Raw genomic sequence first — 16,913 nt, forward strand, 5'->3', positions numbered from 1 at the left:
GGCGGGCTCCTACTTCTTGAGCCGCTGCAGGAATCCCGCGGCGTCGCCCTGGAACGCCGGGGCGGCGCGCACCATGTGCTCCAGCGCGTAGTCCAGGCTCACGTCGCCGGCCGCGCGCACGAAGGCCTCGGGCGGCGCGCAGGTGCCGCCGGCGCAGGAGACCGGCCGCGTGCCGTCACGCACCAGCACGAAGCTGGGCACACGGGCGATCGAGAAGCGGTCGAAGGCCTGCGGGTCGATCTGCACCGCGACCTGGCGCGTGCCGATGAGCGGCTGTACCTGGGCCACGGTCTCGCGCAACGAACCCTTGGCAAGGCCGCGCAGGATGACCGAGGCGCGGGCGCGCGCGGCCTGGTCTATCAGGCGCTGCAGCGCGGGCTGCGGCATCGACAGGCTCACGAACACGAAAAGACCCGGCCCGCGCGCCAGCCCTTCGGCGGCCTGCATCGCGTCGGACTGCGAGGCATAGCCGCGCGCCAGCGCCTCGAGGTCGATCGGCGCGCGCGTTGCCGGCTGGGGCAGGGTGTCGATGGCCGGTGCCGACGGCACCGGTGCGGCCTTCAGTTCGGCGTTGCCCGGCATGCGGTGCCTGCGCCGTGCCTGCTCGATGTCCTGCTCGGTGACGGCGGGCTGCTCGCGGCGCACGCGCTCGAGGTCGGCCTCGGAGATGTCGGGTGCAGCGGGCCCGGCGGCCGGCGACGTCGTCGCGTGCAACGCCAGGGCCAAGGCCAGGGTGATCCGGTGCCGTAGGAGAAGGTCAGTAGCCCACACAGCAGTTCCTTTTCCTGAACAAGATGAAACTGAAGTCTTCGCCGCGCACCGGGTACTCCTTGCCGGCACCCCAGGTGACGGTCTGGCGGCCGAAGGGTTGGCAGCACTTGCCGGCTTCCTTCGACGTGGACGGGATCGGGTGGGTGAGCTGCGTCTTGTAGGCGGCCTTGTCCATGACGGGCAGGAAGTACGGCCCGCACAGGCCCGGTGTGCCGTGCCAGCCCCAGGCGATCAGCTCGCGGTGCATCTTGGCCGTCAGCCGCTGCGCCATCAGCGCCGCGGTGCGCACGCCGCCCAGGTGGTACGGAACATGGCCGTTCATGGGATACAGGCCGCCCTGGCAACCGGCGCACCAGAACATCTCGCGGATGCCGAAGCCCAGCGAAGCGGCCACGCAGTCGGCCGCGCAGGCCGCGATCGCCACGGGGTTGGCGAAGAGCACGGCATCGGGATTGATGATCAGCGTGAGTTCGTCATCGGCCCACAGCGGATCGACCTCGGTCAGGTAGGCCAAATCGAATGAACCCTTCTCCAGGCAGGGGAAGTCGGTGACGACCTCCAGGTAGTAGAGGACGGGGTTCACGTAGAAGTGGGCCTGGTAGAAGCTGCCGCCGTCGCCATCGCCCTCGGACCGCGTGAAGCGCGCGGCCTCGGGCGCCGGGATACCGGGGTTCAGGTCGATGCCGCCGAGCGAGGTCAGGCAGAAGGGCTTGCGCACGGCTTCGACGTGCCGGGCCGGCTCCCAGAAGCCGATCGACAAGCCGATGACGGGGTTGACGCCGCAGGTGCACAGCGGGCTGCCCGGGTTCTCGATGTCCTCCTGCGAGCCGAAGTCGCCGATGCGGGCGCTGCCGATGCTCAGAGGCAGGATGCAGCTCCAGCAAATGTCGGTGATGGGATTGGGGAACTTGCCGGTGCAGGTGGTCGCGCCCGCGGCGGCGCAACCCACCGCCAGAACGAGCCCGGCCAGCCACCGGAGCGCATGGACGAAGCAGGAAGTGCTCATCGGGTCACCTCCATCTCGTCGATGCGCAGCCGCTTGCCGTCCTGCGAGACCAGGGCGGGCACTTGCGTGATGCCCAGGCGTCGGGTGAGCAGCCCTTGCTGGTCGTAGTAGACGGGTATGCGCCAGGACTTCATCAGGTCCAGGTAGGAGCCCCCGGTCAGGATCGGCTTGAGCCTTCCCTGGTAGTGCGCCATCAGCTCGAGCGCGCGGCGCACCTGGCGGGTGTCGCGGGCGTCGAAGAACAGCAGATGGCGCGACAGCGAAACGATGTCCAGCGGATTGGCTTGCGTGCCTGCGGCGAATAGCAGCTCGCCTTGAGCGCCCAGGACGTTGTGGTCCAGCGCGTACGTGGGGTCGAAGTAGAAGGTGCGTGGTGCTACCGTGGTCCGCACGCCGGCGACCGGCATGGGATTCCTGACGGTGTCGGTGCCGCGGGCGCGCGCCTCCTGCTCGATGCGGGCCAGTTCGCCCGAACGCTCCTTGTCCCGCAGGCGTTCCTCGATCATGCGGAGGAGGTGCGGCTCAGCGATCTCGTAGGTCGGCCCCAGGGTGCCAAGGTCGGTGGCGTGCGCGGGCAGGCCGGCCCCGGCCAGCAGGGCGACGGAGAGGCAGGCGGCGCGCTTCATCGCGCAGCTCCCCGCGGGCACGGGATCTGTGCGATCCACCGGTCCCGCGCCGCCTTGTCCTGCTGGTGGGCGGCGCGGATCAGCCCCATCAGCGCCGGGTGGCCGTCACCCTCGGACAAGGCCTGCCGCAGCTCGGCCGTGGTCGGCGCGCGGCCGCAGCGCAGTTGCGCGGCGGCAAGGTAGGTGCGGGCTCCCTGCTCGGCGGCCGGGGCGATCTGCCGCAGCAGACCGAGGTAGTCGGCCAGCGGCATATCGTCGGCGGGCGCGGCCGTGGAGGGCGTGCCCAGCGGACCGAAGGCCGGGCTGGTCTGGCCCCGCGCGGGATTCGAGGCAGCCGCCAGGATGGCCAGCAGGAGGCCGAGGCCAGCGCGGGCGCGCGGGGCGATGCAGGATTTGCGGCGCATGGTCCGGCTCCTCAGAAGATCGGCTGGACGATGCCCACCACCTGCCCGTCGCGTACCAGGCCGCTCTCGGCATAGCGCGAGTCGAAGCTGTGGGGTCCGATGCCCTGGACGTAGTAGTGCCCCGGCGGGATCACCACCGGCGCGATGGGCGCAAGCGGGTGGCCGTCGTAGGCGTGGGTCTTGGCCCGGCCGACGGCCTCGCCATTGACGAAGACCGTGCGGTCCGAGACCGTGACCACGTCGCCCGGCACGCCGCGCACCCGCTTGAAAAAGGGCTGTCCGCGCAGCCCGCGGTAGTGCGCCTGGGCTTCCCCGGCAAAGGCGAAGACGATCAGGTCGCCGCGCTGCACGGGCCGTTGTTGGAACTGCATCAGTGCCACGTGGTATGGCAGGCTCGGCGTCCAGTTGACGAGCAGCGGCACGCGCGGCGTCGGGTCGACGAACAGGCGCACGTAGGCGAAGCCCCAGATCGCGAACACCGGCAGGTACAGGTACCAGCGCCGCCGCATGTGGCGCAGGAACTCCGCGAAGGACCGGGCGTGGAGGCGCCACCAGCCAGACCGCCGGATGGCCGCATCGGTGGAGACAGGTTCGGTCATGGCTGGTCCACCTTTCTGCGCAACACCGGAGTCAGGTCGCGGCTGTTCGGCGCGCCGGCGATCGCGCTCTTGATCACCACCAGGCAGCCGCACTCCTGCGGCAGCTCCTCCAGCGCGGCGGGCAGGCGCTGCGAGAAACGGCGCGCGAGCGCGAGCGCCCGTTCGCGCTCGGCGTCGCTGCCGGTGTTCGTGAGCAGTTGCGTGAACTCCGCTTCCTTGGCGCGGTAGACCTCCGACAGGTCCACTACGCCGACGACGAGGGCAGGCCGCAGCACCCAGCGGTCGTAGGCCGCGATGCCGGCAGCGGCCAGGAGCACGGCGACGAGCGCATGCAGCAGGAGCGCCTTCATATCGCATGCCCCCGCTGCCGCAGCAGCTCGGTGATGGCCTCGTCGATCGACAGGCCCTGGGCGCGCAGTTCGTCAATCGGGGCGTTGTCCTCCAGCTTGTTGGAGAACAGCAAATGGGTTGCCGGGTCGAGGATGTTGCGGGCCACGCCCTCGCCGACGGGCGAGGAAATGTAGAGTTCGGAGAAGGCACCGGCCTCGGTGCGCAAGGAGTTCAGCAAGCGCTTCTTGGGTTCGTCCATCGAGAGCCGCCCTTTGCGGTCGAGCATCTCGATGGATTCGGGCTTCTGCCGCAGCAGGAACACCCAGTCCGAACAATTGAACGCCGCTTCCATCTGGGCGCTGCCGTAGTAGTCGTCCGCGCTTTGTGTCGCCGTGCCGAGCGCACCGCCATACTTGCGCGCACGGCGAGCTGCCTCCTCCACCACGGCCGCCTTGACGGGATCGTCTGCGCCGATGTCCCCCAACTGCTGTTTCAGCTCGTCGATGAAAAGCACCTTGCGCCGGTTGCGCGTGAGGTACATCTCCCCGGTGATCTGGTGCAACAGAAGGATGTTGACCACCGCGTGCAGGTCGGGCCGGCGCTTGAGTTCCTCATTCTCGACGACTATGAAATCGTTGCTGAAATCGATGTTGGACCGGCCCTCGAAGAAGCGCTCGTACTGCCCGCCCTTGGCGTAGGGATTGAGCATGATCGCCAGATCCCGGATGCGTTGGTCACCGTTGACGCCCAGTTCCTCGATGGTCCCGGTCTTGAAGGCGTCGCGCACGCCGGTGATCGTGAGGTCCGGGCCATGTTCGCGCCACAGCTTGAGCACCATGGCGGAGATGGCCTTGTACTGCACCTCCTCGAGCGTGTGCTGCATCGAGCACATCTTGGCGATGCCCGGCACGAGCATGTCGATGTCCTCGTTGATGTCGTGCACGATCGTGAACGGGTTCAGGCAGATCTTGGAATCCGCACGGAATTCGATGTAGGTGCCCTGCGCCTTCCTGCAGAGCTTCTCGAAGCTGCGGCCCAGGTCCAGCATCCAGACCTTCGCGCCGATCGCGCGGTAGGACCAGGCCAGCTCGTTCATCAGCACCGACTTGCCGCTGCCGGGGGCGCCGATGATGGCGAAGTTGTAGTTCCCGAGATCGTTGTCGTAGAGGTCGAGCGTCATGACCTGGCCGCGGCGGCCGCCGAAGACCAGCGCCGGTGTGCGCGTGCCGCGCCATTCCGCGATGAGCGGCGCCATGTGGATCGCGTTCGACATGGTCTTGCGCGTGACGCGGCGCATCTTGCCGAGGTCCTTGTGCATCCTCGGCGTCAGCGTCATGGGCAGGCTCGCGAGCAAGGCCTGCCTGTGCATGTAGGCGTCGGAATTGAGTTGAAACCCCCGCGCGCGCCAGATCGCGTTGGCGGCCTCGTGCGCCGAGGCGGACTTGTCCGGGTGGGTGAAGATCGCGAGCTGGTGGTACAGGCTCACGAGGCTGCCGCCGGTGTCGATGGCGTTGGCCGCGGCGGACCAGTCGTCAAGCTTCTTCCTCACGTCCGGCATCACGTCGGCCATCTTCGACTTGGCGTTCTGCGTCGCGCGCACGTGGTTCGCGGTGACGATGGACTTGGTGGCGTTGGGGTCCAGGATGTGCACGCCCAGCGTGATGAGGAAGGGCGCGCTGTACTGCAGCGCCGGCTGCATGAGGTCGCCGATCAGCGAGCCCATCTGCCATAACGCGAATTTCTCCGGGAAGCTCTTGATCGAATAGAAGCGCGCTTCCAGCACCTCGGCGCTGGTCTCCTTCCAGAGCGTGAGGCCGGAGGGGTGCGGATCCTGGATGGTGTCGAAGTCCACGATCTGGTCGCGGATCTCGCGGCCGTCGTCGTAGTGCAGCCAGCGGTCATCGTCGAAGTTCAGGTCCTCGGCGTCGGAGTGCGCAATGCGGTCGGGGTTGGTGAAGAGCGCACACCAGTTGATCAGGTCGGCCGCATCGCACACGCGGTTGGGCAGCATGGCCGCGCGCAGCGTGGCGGCCATCGAGTCGCGCAGCGTCAGCAGCGCCTCGCGGCTGTTCAGATCCGCCGCATCGCCGGGGAAGGACACGCTCAGCATCAGCCGGAAGTCCCGCAAGGTGTAGTGGAAGCCCGCGGTGAGCGAGGTCTGCGTGCCGCGCAGCAGGTGCTGCACGCGCTGGCGCGCGAGCTTGCGGAACAGGTTCTCGTTGGGCACAGGCCGCCCAAAGGGGCGGGCCTTCTCGGCCTGGTCCTCGTCCTCCACGCGCAGGTTGGTGTACTGGCGCAGTTGGTGGCGGATGTGCGGCGAGGCGAACAGGTGGAACTGCAGGCCGGTGTCCGGCGGGCAGTTGGCGTAGAGCGAAACCAGCACCTCAGCCATGCGCTCGTCGGCGCCCGACTGCGGCATCACTTCCAGAAGAAAGCCCATGCCGTCGCGGTTCACGAAGAGCTTCTCTTCGGCGAGGTAGGCCGAGTAGGGCAGCCAGCCGGCGAACTGTTCGGCCGGCGTGTCTGCTGGCAGCGCGAAGGGGAAGAGCAGTGCCGCGCGGAACTCGCCGGACGACGCTTCGGTGGAGGGTATGCGCATGGTGGCCTCACTGCGAACGGGCGCCCAGGCCCGCCGGAGGCCGGCTGAGCGAAGGGAAGGGGTTGAGGGACGTGGGCCGCTGCACCGCGCCCTCGGAGGGGGCGGGCGCGTCGGTCTCGGTGGGCGCCGGGCCGGACGAGGACGGGGCGGGGGAGGGGTTCGCGGGCGGTGGGCGCAGCGGCGCGTACTGGTTGCGGATGTGCTGGCGGACGTGGTCGATCTGCCAGCGCCCGGTCTCCACCTGGACGTAGACGTAGCCCTGGTCCCACAGGTCGCCGTCGGCGTCCTCCCAGGGCTTGGTCCACAGCCGCAGGACACGGGCCTGGGAGCGCAGCGCCAGGGCGGGCGCGTCGCCGGTGACGGCCAGCGCGTTCGCGGCTGTGGGAGCCGCGAGCGGCTGGCGGGCCGGAGCCGGTGCGACGGGCACCGCGCTCCTCGACGGCGCCGCTGCATCGCCCGCGGCGGTGCCCGACGTCCGCTGGCTGGGCAGGTTCTCGTGCAGCGCGTTGGCGTAGGTGCCCGACACCGAGTCGCAGGCCACGCCCTCGGGCGCCGTGCAGGCGTATTTGGACCCGCCGCTGAGCCCGGACATGTTGACGCAGGCGGCCAGCGGCAAGAGCAGGGCCATGGCGCACAGGCGAAGCGTTGTCGTGCTCATGGCCGTTTCCCCGTGCTGGCCGGCTTGGATGCGGACTTGGCGGCTTCGGCGAGCCGGGCTTCCAGCACCTGGCGGCCGACGTAGCCGTCGGTGCGCGTGCCGTCGGCCCAGATCAGCGTGGGTGTGCCCTGCACCCCGAGCCTGCGTGCCAGTTCGAGGTTGCGCGCGATCGGGTGCTCGCAGCTTGCAGTCGGCTGCTGCAGACTCGCGTCCGCTTGCAACATCCATTGCCGCCAGGCGCGCTCGCGGTCGGCGGAGCACCAGATCGCGACTGGCCGGGTCTCGCCCTGGAAGGGCACGAGGAAGGTGTAGACAGTGACGTTGTCGATGCCGGCGAGCTCGGGCTCCAGTTGCTTGCAGTAGATGCAGTTCGGATCGCTGAAGACCGCGACCTTGCGCTGACCATTGCCGCGCACGGTCTTGATCGCGTCGGCCAGGGGCAACTGGTCGATCGAGACGGGCGCCGCCGACGTCGACTCCGACTGGAGCTGCCCGCCTTGGGCAGTGCCGCGCTGCGCGATCCTGGGTCCCGTGATGTCGCGCATGTTGGCCGTATCGAAGAGGCGGCCGAAGACGAAGAAGCGCGGGTTGGCGGCCGAGACGTAGGCCACGTTGCCATTCATCCAGACCTCATAGAGGCCCTCGACCTCGGTGCGTGCCACCTCGGTGAACTGGGTGCCGGGATGGGCCTTGCGCAGCGCGCCGAGCAGGCGGGTTTCGTCGGGCGTCGTGGCTTGGCCGGGGGTGGCGGCGGCCAGCAGCACCGCGCACAGCGCCGCAGGGAGAAGCCTTGCGGCGAAACGAGGGCGCCGCGCGCGCACGGGGTCAGTAGTTGCCATCATCGGTGGCCTCCAGGTAGCGGGTTTCGGGGGAAGGGGAGCGGCGGGTGGCCTGCCCGGCCATGGCGGTCATCGGCACGTCGATGCGCACGCCCTTGGTGATCACCACGTCGATCTGCCGGCCGGCGTCGACCTCGATGACCGGAAAGGTGTTCTCGGCCAGCTTGATGTAGTACTGGGCCAGGCGGTCCAGGGCCTTGCCCACGCCTTGCCCGAGGCCCGCCCGGTAGGCGTCGGCATTGCCGTCCGCGCTCGCGATGGTCCCGAGGGCCGAGGTGCTGTAGGTGGTGTTGGCGGTAGACAGACCCTGCCCGATACCGCTGACCACCCCGGCCAGGAGCGCATTCGCCAGCATCTGCCCCTGTTTGGTCACCAGCCTGCCGCGCATCCCGACTTTGCCGTCCTCGCCGTAGACGCTGCCCTGGATGCGCACTTCGAGCGTCGCGCCGTCGGCGCGCACGCACGACAGGTTCTCGGTGCGCAGGTAGGCGCGCTCGGAGCTGATATCGCCGTAGCCGGCCGCGATGATGAAGCACTCGCGGTACTCGCCGCGGAACTGGTTGGGCAGGACGCTGTTGTCGGAGAGCCGGATCAGCACCGGGTGCGGATTCGATTGCGACTGCCCGCCAGTGGGGGCGTCCAGGCCGCCGAGCAGGATGCCGCGCGTGAAGCTGACGGGCAGGAAGGTCGAGACCGTCTTGGGCGTGGTGGCCGACGCAGGTGGGCCGTCCCGCGCGGCGGTGCCATCGCCACCGGCGGGCGGGCGGGCGCGCTCTGCCAGTGTTATCCGGGAGATCACGGGCGTCGGCGGTGCTGGCGGTGCGGGCGGCTGCAGGTGGGGCGGTCCGGCCGGTATCGCACCCAAGCCGCTGGCGGTGGGCGGCGGCGCTGGCGGCAGGCTGGCCGCGGGCGGCATGGCCGTGGGGCTCGGGTCCGGGGCTGTGGGGGTCGGTGGCGGCGGTGCGGCGGGCTTCGGCGCGGCTGCCTGCTGGCTCGCGGTCAGGCGTTGCTCCAGTTCGGCGAAACGCTGCATCGTTCTTCCCTCGAAGGCCTGCCGCTCCTTGTTGAGCCGGCTCTGTTCCTCGCGCTCGGTTTCGTACTGGGCCAGCTTTCGGCCCGCGGTACCGACCCACTGGTCCACCGGATTCACCTGGCCGCCGGGCGGCAGGACGCCGATGTTGGTGACGTCGCCGGGCTGCGTTGGGGCGGCCCGCCCGTGCGGCTGGTGGTTCGTGGCGGAGAAGCTGAAGATCAGCCACAGCAGGCCGATGCCGCCGCCCAGGATGGCGGCCAGCAGGGCGTACTGACGCTGGCGCGGCGAGAGGCGATCCAGCAGCCCGCGCACGGCATAGCCGGGCGGGCGCCCGCCCGGTGGCATGGAGGGCGTGCTCATCGCGTGCCTCCCCGCCGGATCACGTAGATGCTGGTGGTCTCGCCCGGACGCAGGTTGTGGTGCTCGATCGCGATACCGGCGACCGCGCCGCCGGCACGGCTGTCCGGACGGTCGAACTCCTGCTCGGCGAGCACCATCGGGGCCGTGCCGACGTTCTGCAGCGTGTATTTTTCGCCGGTGAGTCCGCGGCCCTCGTACAGGCGCAGCAGCGTGAAGCGCGCCTCGGCCCAAAGCTGGATGGAACGCGATGTTTCTTCGACCCGGACATCCGGCGGCACGCGATCCGAGGCCATCGCCACCAGCAGCGCCTTCATCGTGCGCACATGGCTGGGGGCCGGGCCGGAGGGCGCCGCGTCGGGCGTGGCCGGGCGTAGCGCGCGCGGCGTCTTGTCGCGGATGACGATGGTGTCGGCCGGCGTGTCGGAGCGCCGCAGCAGCAGCGTGTAGGTGGCGCTGGCCGAAGACACGAAAAGGTTGATCGGCCGCGTCGCATCGCCGACCGGGCGGATGTAGACCTCGCCCTTGTCGCGGTCGCACTCGACGATGACGTCGCCGGCCGGGTTGACCGCGGGGGACGTCAGGGCGGCCGGCGTGGCCGGGCCGGGCGTGGTGGAGGGCACCCCGGGGGATGCCGCAGCGGCCGGCAAGGGGGAGCCGCCGCAATGGCTCGAATAGATGTTGCCGAACACGTCCGTGATCGGCGTGCCCTCGATGCGGATGCGCGTGGGCTCTTTCAGGGAAGCGATGGCCTCGACGGCCACACCGTCACTGGCCTCCACGACCTGCAGCGCATGCGCCTGCAGGCCGAAGGACAGGGCCGTGACGGCGAGGATGCGGCGTGCCGCCGGGGACAGGCTATCCCAGCGCTGGCGCGACGGTGCGCTGTGCAAGGGAGGCAGTTTCGCGAGCCTGGTCGGGGCGGGCCGGGGTCCGGTGGGCGCGGGGCCGACCAGGCGTGGCGGCGTGCATGCGATGTCACTTGACCGCATAGGGCACCTCCTTGAATCCGATGACGTGCATGCGGGCTCCGGCGTGGCCGAAGTCGATGCGGTAGGCTTTGAGGTCGTTCGCGGTCTCGTAGCCGTTGACGAGGGTGCGCAGGCGTCCCCGCACGACCAGGGACTGCGTGTCCTCGCTGGACACGAGCTGCTGCGGCGCGAAGGCCGTGGTGGCGTTGATGCGCTTGAGGCGCTCGGCCTCTACTTCCTGGCGTGTCTTGAGCGCGCCGTACTGGGCCGGATCGACGTAGCCGAGCAGGATGTCCTTCTTCCAGTCGATCGTGCTGGGAGTGACATCCAGGATCAGCCAGGCAACGAAGCTGCCCATCTGCTCCAGGTACTCGCTCGATGCCTTGTCGCCGCTGACCCAGAAGGTCTTGTTGAGCGATGGCGGCACGATCACCGTGCGCACCGTGCCCAACAGGTTGAGGATGACGATGAGCGCGAGCACCACGCCCGTGGCCAGCGCCCCGACGGCCAGGGCAAGGCCGCGGTTGCGCCGGCGCAGGTCCTTGAGGTCGCCGCTGAGTCGGTCGAAGTCCATGGCGGTGCTCCGGCTCAGCCCACCATGCGGCGGATGTGCGACGGCGGCGTCGCGCGCATCGACGTCGCGGGGTTCGTCGGCAAATGCCAGTAGAGCCAGTGCAGCGCGAAGGCGGGGTGCTTGTCCGCCTTCAGGCGCGAGATCCAGCGCGAGACGGCGATGCCTGCGGCCATGCAGGCTGCGAATGCCGCCTTGCTCGAGGACAGGTAGCCGATGAAGAACGCCAGGACGATGGGCGCGGCGACGTCGACGTCCCAGAAGCCGATCTTCCATTGATCGTCCAGACGCCGCGGGATGTAGGTGTCCGCTTGCATGTGGGCCTCCGGGATTTCGACGCGCCGGGGCTCAGACGACCGCGCCCATGATCGCGCCGGCGATCACCAAGCCCACCGCCGCAAAAATGGCCAGGCCGACATAAAAAAGCACGGGCCCGAAATTGCGCAGCGCGGACAGCGAGATGAGCGCGACGACGAAGCCGACGAAGCCGACCAGGGCCTTGATGCCGGGCCCCAGATCGGCGATTTGCGTGAGTGCCGAGGTCAACGGACCGGTGATGCCCGTGAAGGCCACGAGGTCCAGTGCGTGGCTCGGGAAGGCGAGGGCCAGGCCAACGAAGGCGATGACCATCAGGCAGAGGAAGCCGGCGAGCTTGCGCGTGGGCGAGCGCAGAGCGGCCGGGATGGGAGTGGACAGGATGGCAGTGCTCATGAAAGTGCTCCAGCGAAAAGGACGAGACGACGGGTGGGATCGGGTGTCGGTACGGGTTGGCGCGTGGGCGGGGTGGCGGACCGGGGTCCAGTGCTGGTGAAGGCTGTCTGCCGCTCAGGGCGGGTCGTGTCCGTCGATGCGGTAGCGGATCTCGACGCGGCGGTTGTTCGCCCGGCCGGCCGGGCTGTCGTTGGATTCGGCGTAACAGCACGCGCCTTGCGCGTCGACGCTCACGCGCGGCGCGATGGCGGGCGACAGAGCCAGAAGTTGGCGCAGTACCGCCTGAGCGCGGGCCTTGGCGAGGCCGTCGTTCGTGGCCGCAGGGCCGGTGCTGTCGGTACGGCCGCTGAGCGTGATCTCGCTCGCCTGGGCCAGCCGCGGCGCTACCTCGCGCAGCGCCGCGCGGGCGCTCGGTCCCAGCTGCGCGCTTGCGAACGGGAAGTGCACGGAGACCTGCTCGAAGGCCGGCGGCTCTGGTGCCTTGGCGGGGACCGAAGCGATGGGCGGCGGAGTACTCTCTTCGAGCTCGACGTCGGCACTTCTCGGCAAGGCGGGCGTTGCCGACGCGGCCGGGGCTGTGGATTGCACAGCGGCCGGTGCCAGGGTCTTGGGCGTGCGCTGCGGGCAGGCGTCGCCGCGGCACAGTGCGAATGCCGCTCCGTCGCCATGTCCCCGCTGCGCCAGCTGTGCCCGTGCGATGGGCGTTGCCGGTGCGGGCGGAGCGACCGGCGCGGGCGGTGTCGCCGCGCACGCCGCGATGGCCAGGCATGACGCTGCGGCGCTGGGGCGCCACGCTGGCATGTGCGTCCTGCGCGTCATGGCGCGACCCTCACGTGCAGGTCGCGGCGCTGCGACGGAACCGTGGTGGCGGTCGGCCAGGCGGCCAGCGGCGTGCGGTTCTGACGTACCGCCGGCAGGTGCCGGTACACCTTCCAGGCGTAGGTGGCGCGCGCCTTGGTGCAGGCCTCGCCCTTGAGCTGGCTGCAAGCGGCGTTGTAGGCACCCACGGCATTCCAGGTGATGCCGTGGCGGGCGAAGCTGTCAGCCATGAGCCAGGCGCCCACCTGCAGGTTGATGCAGGGGTCGTAGAGATCGGCCTCGCGGATGCCGAAGCCGGCGAGCTTGGGCAGGTGCCGGCTGTTGATCTGCATCAGTCCGATGTCGTAGCTGCCGGTGCGTTGCGCATGTGCGCGGTTCACCGCCTTCGGGTTCAGGTTCGACTCGGTGCGTGCAATGGCATAGAGCAACTCCGGCGCCACGCCGTAGCGCTGGGCCGCGTTGTCCCAGCACGGTGTCGCCAGCACCGGCATGGCACACGTGATCGACCACACGAAAACGACAACCGGACGCATCGAAGCCCCCCGAAGGTGTTCAGGACCAATCCGCCACTGGACGAGCGCAGGGCGGGCGCGGGGTGGGGACCGGCAGTGCCGGTCAGGGTCTAGTGCGGGTGGGGCCGTGGAGGCGGCTGGCGGGAGCCGTGGCCCGTTCGGGTCGGTGCGGGTGGGCGGCGTGACGCCGCAGGGTCAGCGCCGCTGTTGCGGCGCGCGTTGGACCAGATGGCGCTCCACCATGTTGCGGCGCGCCTGGCCGAGTACGGCCGCGCCGGATGGATCGTCCTGCTGGCACAGGGCTACGCAGGCGGTGGTGATCTGGTCGAGTCCGAACTTGGGGTTCGGATGCCTGTTCACCGGGGAACATTGCAGGTCATGGAGCAACTCGTACTGGGATCGCCACAGTGATTCGCGTCGGCGCGGCGTGGTCGGCGAGCGCATGACCAGATCCGTTCCGAGAAATCCGAAAATGCGCTCGGCGGCGTCGCCGCGGGTGAAGACGATGGCCACGCAGGCACTGAGCAGATCCGGGATGCGGAACGTGGGCGATACGTTGTCGCCGCTGCGCAGCAGCGCATACAGCCAGTTGTGTTCTTCCGTCCACAGGCGGGTTTCGACCACGTCGGTGGCGTCAATCCCGCCCGCGGATGGCAGGTCTGGAAGGTGAATGTTCGGCATGGCAGTCAGCATGGCGTCGGTCCTCGTGTCCCGGAGTGCAATGAACACGCTCATGAGCGCATGGACGTAGGGTATGAGCGGGCGGCGCGAACGTCGCCTCGCAATGCCGCTCTTCTGAGGGGTGTTTCGCGATCAGCGTCCCAAGGCGCCCGGACAGGCCGGGGCGTGAAGGCGGATGGTGTCCGGCACGCGAGGCTCCGCGCGCGTCAGGCTTCGGGCAGTTGCGGCGCGTACAGCGGAAGCTCGTCGAGGGTTGGGGCCTCGGCATCGAAGAGCAGCCATTCGACTCCCGCCTGCGCCGCCAATTCGCTGATCAGGGCCAGGTCGTGCTCGACCGGCGCACGGTGCGGCGCAGTGCCTACATGGACCAGTCCGCCGAATTCGGTGGGATAGGCGTTCACGGAAAGCGCGTTGGTCTGCAGTTTCGCGCGTGTAGTGGGCAACAGGTGCGATAGCGAAACGACGGCAATGGTTTCGGCCAGTTCCCGTAGGCGGCCGATGCCGGCAGTGTTCATGCTTGGGCCTTCGCAAGGGTGGTGTGGTTCGAGGATGAAACCCATGCGCCAGGAAGATCTGCTGAAAATTCTGTGGGTGATCGTCCGTGGTGCGATTGCCATCATAAATCCACTATGCGGGAATGCCTATTTCCTCGCCACGGCACGCCCACGACCCTGTGCTCACTGCACTGGGCGATGCCATTCGCCGAAGCCGGCGCGCGCGAGGCATCTCCCAGGAGGATCTCGCGCACGTCAGCGCCGTGGACCGTTCCTACATGAGCAGCATCGAGCGCGGAGTCCAGAATCCCGGCCTCGTCTCCATCGTTCGCATTGCGCGCGCGATGGACATGACGGTCACCGAACTGATGGCAGAGGCGGAGTTGTAGCGGGTTCCCCCGGCTCAGGCGCGTCGGTGGAAATGAGCGATGGCGCGGCCGAGCAGCACGGCCATTGCGATGGGAAACCCGGCCAACGATGCCGGATGCAGGTGCACCGGCAACACGAAGGCGACGATGGTGGAGCAGGCGGTGATGATCAGCAGCGAGCACCACACGGCGAACATCTCGGGGTCGTGCTGCAGGAATTCCTTGGACCGGATGACGCGCACCAGCGCGCCGTCGGTGGCCGCGACCAGCACCAGGGGGAGCAGCCAGGGCAGCCATTCGAGCAGGCTCGACAGGCGATAGCTCGCGAGCATGAGCAGGGCGTCCACCGAACGGAAGTAAGGGTTGTCGAACAGGCGCTGGTTGACCGTGGCCATCTCGACCGCCACCGCGCCGTTGATGCCGGGCGTTCGGGGCATGTCGCGGGCCGCTGGCAGCGGACTGGCTTGCGCCGCATCCGACTGCAGGCGCATTGCGCGATCCAGCATCCGATGGGCCGGCTGCGGTCCCCAGAACGCGACGGCCGCTTCGTGCTCGCTGCGCAGCTGTCCCAGGAAGCGCACCGGCGGATGCGCCGAGGGTACGTAGAGCACCAGCACGAGCAGCATTTCCAGGGAGACGACTGCGACGGCACGGATCATGCCGCGACCTCTTCAGTATGAACGTCGGCGTCAAGATCGGGGTCGATGATCGGGAAGCGGCCCTTGATGATGCGTCCGCCCGATACCGATGCGAAGTACTGCAGATTGGGCAGCTTGCCCAGTACCTCGGCGGGCACCACCTCCTCGAAGCTCTCTGTGAGTTGCGTCGAATAGCTCGATGAGAAGTCTCCCAGGTGCGCGTCGGCGCCGTGGCTCAGGCCGACGCGCACCGTATGGATGGCGGTCTTGCCGAAGGTCTCGGTGACGAAATCCTGCGTCGGCCGATCCTTGGTGCGCAGGGCGATCAGGTTGTTCAGGTTTCCGACCGCCATGCGCGCAGCGTCCTCGCTGCCGAGGCGCTTGGCCAGGTCGGCCAGGGTCTGCATCGCGCAGGTCGTGAAGATGCCGCCTTCGGCGCCCTTATTGAGGATCTCGATCAGCGGCTGGTTGATGACGTTCGAGACTTCATCCACGAACAGCGAGATGCGCTGGTAGGTGCCGAGGTTGTAGCGCATGCCCGCGCGCGCGGCCTGGTCGGCCAGGGCCAGCGCGCCGATGGCGGAGGCCACCGAAGGATCCGGCAGCGAATCCAGACACATGTAGAGGACGTGGCCGCCGCGTTCGATCTTCTCGAAGTTCATGATCGGGCGTTCGTCGTCCGCATCGAACGGGTCGGGCGACAGGCTGCGGCCCAGGTCGCCCGAAGTGAGCATCGAGAGGATCGGCAGCAGATTGGCCGTGATCTTCTGGTAGTGTTCCCTGTTGTGCCGAAACGTGCGGACCTGGGCGTCGAGCGTCTTGTTGCGCTGGTTCTGGGCCACGTGATGCTCGTAGTAGGCGACGAAGGCCATCAGGTCGGCGCTGGCCGCTTCCGAGGGGCGGCGCATGTTGCCCTTGTGTGCGTCATGCAGCAGCTTGCGCATCTCGGGCTGGTCGCGCCAGCCGTTGCCGAGCAACTGCTCGTAGAAGCGCCGCAGCGAGGCCTCGAGGACCGGCTCGATGCCGCCTTCGATGTACTTGGTGAGCTTGATGAGGTTGGGGCGCTCTTCGAGTTCGACGAGGCCCTGCACCACGACGTTCACCGCATCCCAGCCGAAGGCCGAGAAGGCGCCCGCGGTGTCGGGCGGCATGATCGACTGGATGCGCGACGCGATCTCGGTCGGCTTCTGCCAGTTGAACGTGAAGTCCAGCCGGACGCCTCGGTCGGGGAAGGCGGGGTGGAACTCCATGAAGGTGTCCGGCTCGCGGTAGTCCGCGCAGGCGCGCTCGACGATGCGCTTGAGCCGACGGCTGTTCTTTGGGTCGATCACGATCACGACGTCGCCGCGGCGCACGGCCTGGGTGATCAGGTTGGCCAGCGCCACGCCCTTGCCGGATTGCGTGGTGCCCACCAGCAAGGTTCCGCCTTCGAAGTTCTGCAGTGGCCGATGCAGCGGGTGCTCGACGGGCTCCACTCCGTGGATGTACGGCAGGCCGATCTCGGCGTCGGGCTGGGCGGCATGCCCCTGGCCGAGCAGGCGCTGCAGCCAATGCGGGACGGTGAACTCCCGGTAGTCCACTTTCGAGAGTTCGTACAGACGCTGCGCATGCACCGGACGCCATTCGAAGCCGAAGCCGAGGAACACCTGGGCGGCGTCTTCGCTCAGGCGGGCGAGCTGCCGCGGGCCGATGACCTGGATGCGACGGCCGCTCAGCGAACCGCGCAGGCGCAGCACGCGCACGGCCTGGCCGAAGCGGTGCAACGCCATGGTCGAGCAGGCGCCAGCGATCGCCAGAGACGGAAGCAGCGGCAGCGTTCCCGCAGCGGCCACGCCCGTGAAGTAGCAGGCGGCGACCAGCCAGGACATGCCGGCGTGCGCCTCGAAGGCGGTGCGCCAGGGCATCTCGTAGCGACGGACAAGCATG

21 protein-coding genes are annotated in these 16,913 nt (G+C 68.8%); 1 reads left to right on the plus strand and 20 read right to left on the minus strand.

All coding sequences use genetic code 11. The features are described from left to right. Nucleotides 1–9: 9 nt before the first annotated feature. From trbC to ACODS0_RS13605, 18 genes are all read right to left on the minus strand, one after another. A complete protein-coding gene (gene trbC, locus ACODS0_RS13520; protein WP_273624849.1) occupies nt 10–726 on the minus strand; it encodes a type-F conjugative transfer system pilin assembly protein TrbC in 717 nt (238 codons plus the stop codon). A 31-nt stretch (nt 727–757) separates the two neighbouring features. After that, a complete protein-coding gene (locus ACODS0_RS13525) occupies nt 758–1,777 on the minus strand; it encodes a TraU family protein (RefSeq protein ID WP_060987594.1) in 1,020 nt (339 codons plus the stop codon). Continuing rightward, a complete protein-coding gene (gene traW, locus ACODS0_RS13530) occupies nt 1,774–2,403 on the minus strand; it encodes a type-F conjugative transfer system protein TraW (protein WP_488835507.1) in 630 nt (209 codons plus the stop codon). The genes ACODS0_RS13525 and traW overlap by 4 nt, the downstream gene beginning before the upstream one ends. Further along, a complete protein-coding gene (locus ACODS0_RS13535) occupies nt 2,400–2,807 on the minus strand; it encodes a hypothetical protein (protein ID WP_273624850.1) in 408 nt (135 codons plus the stop codon). Before ACODS0_RS13535 ends, traW begins: the two co-directional genes overlap by 4 nt. Nucleotides 2,808–2,818: 11 nt before the next feature. Then, the gene (traF, locus tag ACODS0_RS13540) at nt 2,819–3,406 is read right to left on the minus strand and encodes a conjugative transfer signal peptidase TraF (RefSeq protein ID WP_273624851.1); all 588 of its coding nucleotides are present in this window, start codon (nt 3,404–3,406) and stop codon (nt 2,819–2,821) included. Continuing rightward, complete coding sequence (locus ACODS0_RS13545; protein WP_060987598.1) at nt 3,403–3,756, minus strand: hypothetical protein; 354 nt, start codon at nt 3,754–3,756, stop codon at nt 3,403–3,405. Before ACODS0_RS13545 ends, traF begins: the two co-directional genes overlap by 4 nt. Next, complete coding sequence (traC, locus tag ACODS0_RS13550) at nt 3,753–6,335, minus strand: type IV secretion system protein TraC (protein WP_273624852.1); 2,583 nt, start codon at nt 6,333–6,335, stop codon at nt 3,753–3,755. Before traC ends, ACODS0_RS13545 begins: the two co-directional genes overlap by 4 nt. Before the next feature lie 7 nt (nt 6,336–6,342). Further along, entirely contained in the window at nt 6,343–6,993 is a 651-nt protein-coding gene (locus ACODS0_RS13555) for a TraV family lipoprotein (protein ID WP_488835510.1), read from the minus strand. Beyond that, complete coding sequence (locus ACODS0_RS13560; RefSeq protein WP_060984853.1) at nt 6,990–7,835, minus strand: DsbC family protein; 846 nt, start codon at nt 7,833–7,835, stop codon at nt 6,990–6,992. The genes ACODS0_RS13555 and ACODS0_RS13560 overlap by 4 nt, the downstream gene beginning before the upstream one ends. Continuing rightward, a complete protein-coding gene (locus ACODS0_RS13565) occupies nt 7,819–9,225 on the minus strand; it encodes a TraB/VirB10 family protein (RefSeq protein WP_016448299.1) in 1,407 nt (468 codons plus the stop codon). Before ACODS0_RS13565 ends, ACODS0_RS13560 begins: the two co-directional genes overlap by 17 nt. Next, nucleotides 9,222–10,115 (minus strand): type-F conjugative transfer system secretin TraK, encoded by an 894-nt coding sequence (locus ACODS0_RS13570; protein ID WP_227468466.1) that lies wholly within the window; start codon nt 10,113–10,115, stop codon nt 9,222–9,224. The genes ACODS0_RS13565 and ACODS0_RS13570 overlap by 4 nt, the downstream gene beginning before the upstream one ends. 85 nt (nt 10,116–10,200) lie before the next feature. Further along, nucleotides 10,201–10,767 carry a type IV conjugative transfer system protein TraE gene (traE, locus tag ACODS0_RS13575; RefSeq protein ID WP_013722349.1) on the minus strand — a complete coding sequence of 189 codons (567 nt, stop codon included), beginning with the start codon at nt 10,765–10,767 and terminating at the stop codon, nt 10,201–10,203. A 14-nt stretch (nt 10,768–10,781) separates the two neighbouring features. After that, a complete protein-coding gene (gene traL, locus ACODS0_RS13580) occupies nt 10,782–11,081 on the minus strand; it encodes a type IV conjugative transfer system protein TraL (RefSeq protein ID WP_013722348.1) in 300 nt (99 codons plus the stop codon). A gap of 31 nt (nt 11,082–11,112) precedes the next feature. Next, nucleotides 11,113–11,475, minus strand: coding sequence for a hypothetical protein (locus ACODS0_RS13585; protein ID WP_016448297.1), 363 nt, complete (start codon nt 11,473–11,475; stop codon nt 11,113–11,115). A gap of 114 nt (nt 11,476–11,589) precedes the next feature. Next, entirely contained in the window at nt 11,590–12,294 is a 705-nt protein-coding gene (locus ACODS0_RS13590; RefSeq protein WP_016448296.1) for an OmpA family protein, read from the minus strand. After that, complete coding sequence (locus ACODS0_RS13595; protein ID WP_488835516.1) at nt 12,291–12,827, minus strand: lytic transglycosylase domain-containing protein; 537 nt, start codon at nt 12,825–12,827, stop codon at nt 12,291–12,293. Before ACODS0_RS13595 ends, ACODS0_RS13590 begins: the two co-directional genes overlap by 4 nt. A 174-nt stretch (nt 12,828–13,001) precedes the next feature. Further along, a complete protein-coding gene (locus tag ACODS0_RS13600) occupies nt 13,002–13,499 on the minus strand; it encodes a hypothetical protein (RefSeq protein WP_016448294.1) in 498 nt (165 codons plus the stop codon). A gap of 194 nt (nt 13,500–13,693) precedes the next feature. Next, on the minus strand, nt 13,694–14,002 hold the full coding sequence (locus ACODS0_RS13605) for a DUF5983 family protein (protein WP_016448293.1): 309 nt from the start codon (nt 14,000–14,002) through the stop codon (nt 13,694–13,696). A 122-nt stretch (nt 14,003–14,124) separates the two neighbouring features. Between ACODS0_RS13605 and ACODS0_RS13610 the strand changes: the two genes are divergently transcribed. Continuing rightward, complete coding sequence (locus tag ACODS0_RS13610) at nt 14,125–14,370, plus strand: helix-turn-helix domain-containing protein (protein WP_013722342.1); 246 nt, start codon at nt 14,125–14,127, stop codon at nt 14,368–14,370. Between the two features lie 14 nt (nt 14,371–14,384). Here ACODS0_RS13610 and ACODS0_RS13615 read toward each other — a convergent pair whose 3' ends face one another. Together ACODS0_RS13615 and traD are read right to left on the minus strand one after the other, a co-directional pair. Beyond that, nucleotides 14,385–15,008, minus strand: coding sequence for an IncC plasmid conjugative DNA transfer DtrJ family protein (locus ACODS0_RS13615; protein WP_060984927.1), 624 nt, complete (start codon nt 15,006–15,008; stop codon nt 14,385–14,387). After that, entirely contained in the window at nt 15,005–16,912 is a 1,908-nt protein-coding gene (gene traD / locus ACODS0_RS13620) for a conjugative transfer system coupling protein TraD (RefSeq protein ID WP_013722340.1), read from the minus strand. Before traD ends, ACODS0_RS13615 begins: the two co-directional genes overlap by 4 nt. Nucleotide 16,913 lies beyond the last annotated feature (1 nt).

This window comes from Acidovorax sp. FG60 (assembly GCF_057808995.1).